Genomic DNA, 7,381 nt, shown 5'->3' with positions numbered 1-7,381 from the left:
TTTCATGGGAAGACTGCATATCAGGTAAGACAGGAAGCACTGGCTGCAGATACACCGGAACAATATCCAATTGCACCAAATAGAAGAATAGAACGATTCTGGGAAAAGATTGAGAAGAGCAAAGCAATAGGAACAAGCACAACAATAAAAACAAGGCCAAATCGAATTGACCTTGTTTGGTAGTTATTTTGGATATTTTCGCTGTCTACTTGACAGGGGTCATATCATGGCTTGGGCCTTCGTTTTTTGTATTCTCTTCAATTTTGGTAGATTCAATAAATTGTTTGGCGGTCCTTGGACTACGACCACTATGACGGATCGCATACGCCTCTGCTTTGATGGCGAGTGCATCTCGATTCATTTGAATGTCGTACGAATCTGCTAACTGCATGACAATTTCCAGATATAGATCTTTTAACGGCTTGCTGAAAGTGACAGTTAAGCCAAAACGAGCAGCTAAGCTCATGGTTTCTTGGATGGAATCATTACGGAAAATTTCACCGCCATCACGATTTCTCATGTTTTCTTGTACAAAATGACGTCGATTGCTCGTTGCATAAACTACACAATTCTTTTGATTGTGCGCGATACCGCCTTCCAAAATATTCTTTAAGGCAATAAAATCATCATCATTTTCTTTAAAACTAAGATCATCGATAAACAAAATAAAATGCAAGGGATTGTCCACCAAACGATCCATGATGTCCGGTAAAACATACAACTGATCTTTTTTGATCTCAATCAAGCGCAATCCTTTTTGATAATATTCATTCACGATGGCTTTGACCGTAGAAGATTTACCAGTTCCGGCATCGCCATACAATAAGACATTATTGGCATCCAAGCCTTGCAAGAAACCTAAGGTATTCTTGATTACTTGTTCCCTTTCTCTTTCGTATCCAATCAAATCGGCGAGTCGTTGCGGGTCTGGATGAGACACACCAACCAGTTCCCCATTTTGAATACAGAATGCCCGATACTTGCTGAACATGCCATAGCCACGATAGGGTAAGTCTTCCAAATATTTTTGATAAGAAGGATAAAAATTGATGGAACTGGTTTCCCATTGGGGCAAAAATCCCGAGTAATCGATAGTTTTTAATAATTCTTGACTGGTCAATTGAGATACTTTTTCTAAAAGCATCAGTTCGTGTTTGACCGTTGCTTGAATCATTGGTGAAACCTTTCGTTGAGTGGCTACTTGATGAACATATACATTTTCATCATTCAGGATCCATTGATAGAGATATTCCGTCCAATTGGTATTCTTTTGATAAAGATTCGATACAAAAGCACAATAATTTTCAATGAAAGCTTCGGTATCTGCCCGATCGGTTTCTAATACATTCATAAAGGATGAAAAGACTTGATCATCTTGCAGATGACGAAAGATCGTAAGCGTTCTTAAAGCTAAATTCCAGTTTTTTATGTTCATATATACGTTCCTCTATTTTACACGTCTATTATATCATTTTATGCTATAATAAAACGGTATACAAGGAGATAAATATGCTAACAATTGATAAAGTTTATTCGGCGAAAAATGTCTTAAAAAAAGTTATTCGTCAGACATCTGTAATTCCTGCTTTCGATTTAAGCAATACCAACCATATTTATTTGAAAACAGAAAATTTACAACGTACGGGATCGTTTAAGATTCGTGGTTCTTATTTTAAGATTTCTCGTTTGACCGACGAAGAAAAAGCACGTGGAATCATTGCTTCCAGTGCTGGCAATCACGCTCAAGGTGTAGCTTTGGCTGCACAACAAGAAGGCATTAAATGTACCATTTGTATGCCAGATAATGCACCTATCTCTAAAATTGAAGCAACCAAGAGTTATGGGGCTGAAGTATGTCTAGCAAAAGGGGCTTATGATGAAGCCTATGCCCTAGCGGCACAAATGGCCGAAGAAAAAGGATATACCTTCGTTCATCCTTATGATGATGAAGATGTCATTGCCGGTCAAGGAACGATTGGCTTGGAAATCTTAGAAGATCTTGATGTCGTCGATGCCATTGTTGTTCCAATTGGTGGTGGTGGATTGATATCTGGTGTTGCTTTTGCGGCTAAGAGCATGAAACCTGATATTAAGATCTATGGTGTCCAAGCAGCCAATGCACCAAGTATGTATCGTTCTTTTCATGAAGGCAAACAAATCACCTTGGATACGGTGAATACATTTGCAGATGGCATTGCAGTTAAACATCCAGGTGATATTCCTTTTGAAATTGTTTCCAACTATGTCGATGATATCTTTACCGTAACGGAAGATGAGATTGCCGCTTCGATCTTGACGTTATTAGAGAAACAAAAAGTTGTTGCGGAAGGTGCTGGTGCGGTATCTGTAGCCGCAGCCATGTTCAATAAGATCCCATTGAAAGATAAAAACGTCGTCTGCATCGTTTCTGGTGGTAATATCGATGTGAATATCATTGACCGTGTCATTACGCGTGGTTTATTGCTTTCGGGACGTAAAACAAGCTTTATCATTCAATTAACCGATAAACCAGGTCAACTTACAGATGTATCAAAAATCATTGCTGATAATGGTGGCAATGTGGTTGCTGTCGACTATGACAATGCCGATCCAGATTTAGCCATCAATGACTGTTTCCTTAAGATTACGGTAGAAACCAGAAATAAAGATCATTTGAACACGATCAAAACGGATTTATACAACCATGGTTTTCGGATTGTTAGAGAACGACAATAAATGATCGAATGAGTACCTCAAATTGAGGTACTTTTTTTATTGATGCTCATGAACCGATGTTTTAGGAAATTCTTATTATTTATAGTAGAATCGTCTCTATCTTCATCATTGTTGAAACGAATACTCATTTTCTATTCTTTCTCGATTCCCTCCTTATTTCCTCTTCGCACTTCTTTGCCCTTTGATGATAAATACACCAAAGTGGGATGGTCATAAAGGAAACGCATCTTCCATATAGGGTACAAAGACTCCATAAAAAAAGCTATGCAAAAGCATAGCTTTTTCCAATTATTTTGACATCACTTCATGACAACGATCGCATAAGCCATCTTCATGATCCGATTCGGTTACATTCCAGCAACGAGGACATACATGTCCATCGGCTTTCGCAACCACAACCTCATCACCTGCATCCGCCAACGTTACTTTGGATACGATAAACCATTGTGCCGGATTTGGAACCGTTCGATCCAATACTGTCTTGGTTTCTTCGTTTAAATGCAAGATCAATTGCGCTTCAAGTCCTTTACCAATCATATCTTCATTACGTGCATCTTCCAATGCTTTCAAGACTTTTTTACGAAGATCAAATAAGACATCCATATCTTTTAATAAAGCTTCTTGATCAAAGTCCAAAGTCAAGGTTGGGAAATCTTCCAATTGAATGGAAACATCATTCCACTTCATATAGTCATTGACTTCTTCCATGGTATGTGGAAGAATTGGTGTCCATAATTTGGCTAAAACTTCGGTTGCCGTATATAGAACCGTTTGTACCTCACGACGATCACGGCTATCGGTTTCATCACAATACAAGATATCCTTTGTATAATCCATATAGTAAGCCGATAATTCATTGGTCATCAAATTCGTTAAAGTGGATACGACATCCGCAAAACGATATTCTTTATACGCTAATTCCACATCCGCAATGGTCTGTTGTAAACGAACCAGGATATATTGATTCAATGGTGCCAATGTATTGAAAGGCAAACAATTTTCTTTCGTAAATGTTTGAGCATCGAGATTGGCCATACAGAAACGCATGGTATTACGAATCTTACGATATTGGTTTGCCATTTGTTTCATGATCTTATTTCCCATGGAAACATCGGCTTGATAATCCACACTGGCAGCCCATAAACGTAAGACATCAGCCCCATATTTCTTTGTGATCTGACTTGGTGCTACCGCATTCCATTGCGATTTTGACATCTTCACGCCTTTTTCATCCATGACAAATCCATGTGACAAACATTGTTTGTATGGAGAATGTCCATGAACCGCAGTACCAACGATCAAGCTGGAGTTAAACCATCCACGATATTGGTCAGAGCCTTCAAAATATAAATCAGCCGGATAGCCTAGGCCTCTTGCCATCATGGCTCCTGTATGACTTGAACCGGAATCAAACCAAACATCCATGGTATCCATTTCTTTACGGAATTGACCATTTGGAGAATGTTCAGATGTATATCCTTCCGGCAACAACTCTTTGACATCGTGTTCAAACCAAACATTGGAGCCATATTCCGCAACCAAACGAGCCACATGATCAAAGATTTCTTTTTCCATCAATGGCGTATCGTCTTCTCCATAAATGATTGGAATTGGCACACCCCAAGCCCGTTGACGAGAAATACACCAGTCATCCCGATCGGCAATCATATTATGCATCCGTTGTTGACCCCAGCTAGGGATCCATTCTACATGATCAATTTCATCTAATAATTGATCACGAATTTTATCGATTGAACAGAACCACTGTGTAGTTGCACGATAAATGATTGGCTGCTTTGTACGCCAATCGTGTGGATAACTATGTGTCAACCAAGCTAATTTCAATAAGACACCCAAATCATCCAATTTGACCGTAACCGTTTTATTCGCATCCCAAACCGATTGTCCAGCCAATTCTTCTCCGGCTTCTTCTGTCAATCGTCCTTGATCATCGACATTGTTCAATACATCCATTTTATAACGGGAATGAACCGTATAGAAGTCATCCGCACCAAAACCACTGGCAGTATGAACACAACCCGTACCTGCATCTTCTGTGACATAATCCGCTAACATGACAATCCCTTCTGCATTGACATGCGTTGGATCGTTGGCATACAGTGGATGTTCATATGTGATATATTCCGCTTCTTGTCCTTTAAAGGTCTTGATGATTTCATAACGCTCACATCCAAAATCTTTACATAATTGATCCACCAGCATTTCCAACATGACCAGTTTGCCCTTATCTGTATCGACCACGGCATAGGTCATACGAGGATTTAAGGAAATACCCTGATTGGCTGGAATGGTCCAAGGAGTTGTTGTCCAAATGACGAAATAAGTATCTTCATCTAACAAACCTTTACCATCTTTAACTTTAAATTTGACATAGATGGTAGGGGTCTTCATATCTTTATATTCCACTTCGGCTTCAGCTAAAGCAGTTTCGCTACTAGGTGACCAATACACTGGTTTTAATCCTTTATAAATCAAACCATCCAAGGCCATCTTACCAAATACTTCAATTTGTTTGGCTTCAAACTCTTTTTGTAAGGTAATATATGGATGATCATAGTCGCCAATGGATCCTAGAGATAAGAAACCAGCTTTTTGACGAGCAACTTGTTCTAACGCATAATCATGACAAATCTTACGGAATTCAGCAATGCCCATTTTCTTTCGATCATAACCCGCTTTGGTTACAGCTGTTTCTATCGGTAATCCATGTGTATCCCATCCGGGAATATAAGGAACCTGATATCCAGCCATATATTTCGAACGATTGATGACATCTTTCAAGATCTTATTTAAAGCATGTCCCAAATGGATATCTCCATTCGCATAGGGTGGACCATCATGCAACACAAATGGTTGAGCATCCTTTCTTTTTTCTAACATCTTTCCATATAAATCAATATCTTGCCAACGTTTTTGAAATTTAGGCTCTTTCTTTACTAGATTTCCACGCATTTCAAAGTCCGTTTTTGGCATGTGTAACGTGTCTTTGTAGTCCATATTTGTCTCCTTCCATAAAAAAAACGCCCCTTCTAAGGACGTCTGAACGCGGTACCACCTTAGTTACCAAGTTAAACTTGATCACTCAATGCTTTTAACGCAAGCCCTACGAATGACTGTACTTAATTCCAATCATTAGCTCCAAAGTGATATTATATGAACTTTCTATACAACTTCTCACCCATCCGTTGTTCTCTGAATAGCTCCATTCATATAACGTGTCTTTATCGTCGCTATTGAAATTTCAAAAAACCTAAGATCAAACGATTCTTCTTTGAAATAGCGAGTATGCCATTGAATTGGAATCGCCCTACCCTACGTATTGAAACGTAATCATTATCGCATAATTGCACATTTTCTTCAAGAACGACATCATTCAATTTTACCAATCCGGAAGCAATCAGTTTCGACGCTTTTGTACGCGAACAATGAGCCAGTTGCGCGACGATCGCATCCATTCGTAAACTGGAACAATTGACTCGAATTTCCTCAAAAGAAATACCATTAACGATGTGGTCATCATCTCTTTCAAAATGAATCGGACACCGGGCAATCTTCGTACAAGAATCAATAATAAAATCAGCCATATGTGAAGTACAAAAAAGCACAATTTCATGCGCATCCACAAGAATGTCCCCTAGCTGATCTCGTTTGATCCCTAGGTGCAATAGAGCTCCTAATACATCTGGATGTTTTAATTCTTTATAGCGTGCATCGTATTTTGACACAAGACAAACAACGGAAAAATCCACGTCTTCCAAAGCATAAGGACTGATACAAGCTACCTTTCGTTGGGCTTGTGCATATCCTCCAGACATATACACAATCATGGACTTTCCAACGATCGATGGCAGCATTTGCGCTTGCGAAGGCGTTAAAAAAGAGGTCACGACCGGTTGATATCGCACGGAAGATAACTGGATATCATCCTTTACCTTTGCGATAAATTCCTCATGACCTCTTTGATTGAAATGGTTATTCTTCGTCAAAATCGTCCGTATCGTCGATCGAAATGGATCCAGCTACATCAATAGCTGCTGGAGAACATAAAATAACATTTTGACCGATCTTTTGGATTTTACCATCTAACGCAAAAACAACACCTGTCAAAAAATCAATTGTACGTTGTGCATAATCACGATCCAATTTATGTAAATTAACTACAACAGCACGTCCTTCTTTTAAACGTGTACCAACTTCTTCTACTTCACCAAATCCACGGGGTTCAAATAGAACCATCTTGGTGCTTGCACTCAAAGCATTTGTATTCGCACGGTTTTTTGGGCGCTCATAACGGTTTTGAGCTTCTGGTTTTTCTTCTTCCGTTTCAGCACCTGTTACCACTTCTTCATCATCTTCGTATTCGTCATCTTCCATTTCTGGATTGACAAATTCATGAATCTTATCCATAAATCCCATGGAACAACCTCCTATCGCGTATAATTATAACACATATCTTAGTTTTGAAAAGATAAAGTAAAATAAAAATATATGACCAAAATAACAACCTATTGATTCGATAAATACGCATCAATGGAAGCAGCCGCATGTTTGCCAGCCCCCATTGCACTGATGACAGTGGCAGCCCCTGTGACTGCATCTCCACCAGCATAGACACCTTTCTTGGTCGTCATCAAATTTTCATCCA

General features: G+C 39.1%; 6 protein-coding genes and 1 other annotated feature. Of the genes, 2 read left to right on the top strand and 4 right to left on the bottom strand.

The features are described from left to right. A partial coding sequence (locus tag MOZ64_RS11545) for a hypothetical protein (protein ID WP_320326703.1) occupies positions 1-183 on the top strand: 183 nt, incomplete at its 5' end. A 22-nt stretch (positions 184-205) separates the two neighbouring features. Here MOZ64_RS11545 and MOZ64_RS11540 read toward each other — a convergent pair. Beyond that, entirely contained in the window at positions 206-1,435 is a 1,230-nt protein-coding gene (locus tag MOZ64_RS11540) for an ATP-binding protein (RefSeq protein WP_320326702.1), read from the bottom strand. A gap of 74 nt (positions 1,436-1,509) precedes the next feature. On the opposite strand from MOZ64_RS11540, the gene ilvA reads away from it, so the two are divergent. After that, positions 1,510-2,715 (top strand): threonine ammonia-lyase, encoded by a 1,206-nt coding sequence (ilvA, locus tag MOZ64_RS11535; protein WP_320326701.1) that lies wholly within the window; start codon positions 1,510-1,512, stop codon positions 2,713-2,715. Between the two features lie 288 nt (positions 2,716-3,003). On the opposite strand, the gene ileS is transcribed toward ilvA, so the two are convergent. The 3 genes from ileS to MOZ64_RS11520 form a co-directional block, all read right to left on the bottom strand. Continuing rightward, positions 3,004-5,733, bottom strand: coding sequence for an isoleucine--tRNA ligase (gene ileS / locus MOZ64_RS11530; protein ID WP_320326700.1), 2,730 nt, complete (start codon positions 5,731-5,733; stop codon positions 3,004-3,006). A 31-nt stretch (positions 5,734-5,764) separates the two neighbouring features. After that, positions 5,765-5,973, bottom strand: a binding site (T-box leader). Further along, on the bottom strand, positions 5,967-6,722 hold the full coding sequence (locus tag MOZ64_RS11525; protein ID WP_320326699.1) for a YlmH/Sll1252 family protein: 756 nt from the start codon (positions 6,720-6,722) through the stop codon (positions 5,967-5,969). (Overlaps the previous feature by 7 nt.) Then, positions 6,709-7,152, bottom strand: coding sequence for a cell division protein SepF (locus tag MOZ64_RS11520; protein ID WP_370659488.1), 444 nt, complete (start codon positions 7,150-7,152; stop codon positions 6,709-6,711). Before MOZ64_RS11520 ends, MOZ64_RS11525 begins: the two co-directional genes overlap by 14 nt. Between the last annotated feature and the right edge of the window lie 229 nt (positions 7,153-7,381).

The sequence above is a fragment of the Absicoccus intestinalis genome (genome assembly GCF_033971885.1).
GTDB lineage: Bacteria > Bacillota_I > Bacilli_A > Erysipelotrichales > Erysipelotrichaceae > Absicoccus > Absicoccus intestinalis.
The sequence above is the reverse complement of the archived record's forward strand: the minus strand, read 5'-3'. Positions and strand labels throughout refer to the sequence as shown.

Bases quoted from the DNA above. Each gene is read 5' to 3' on its own strand.
- MOZ64_RS11540 (WP_320326702.1), bottom strand. From the start codon at position 1,435: ATGAACATAAAAAACTGGAATTTAGCTTTAAGAACGCTTACGATCTTT.
- ilvA (WP_320326701.1), top strand. From the start codon at position 1,510: ATGCTAACAATTGATAAAGTTTATTCGGCGAAAAATGTCTTAAAAAAA.
- ileS (WP_320326700.1), bottom strand. From the start codon at position 5,733: ATGGACTACAAAGACACGTTACACATGCCAAAAACGGACTTTGAAATG.
- MOZ64_RS11520 (WP_370659488.1), bottom strand. From the start codon at position 7,152: ATGGGATTTATGGATAAGATTCATGAATTTGTCAATCCAGAAATGGAA.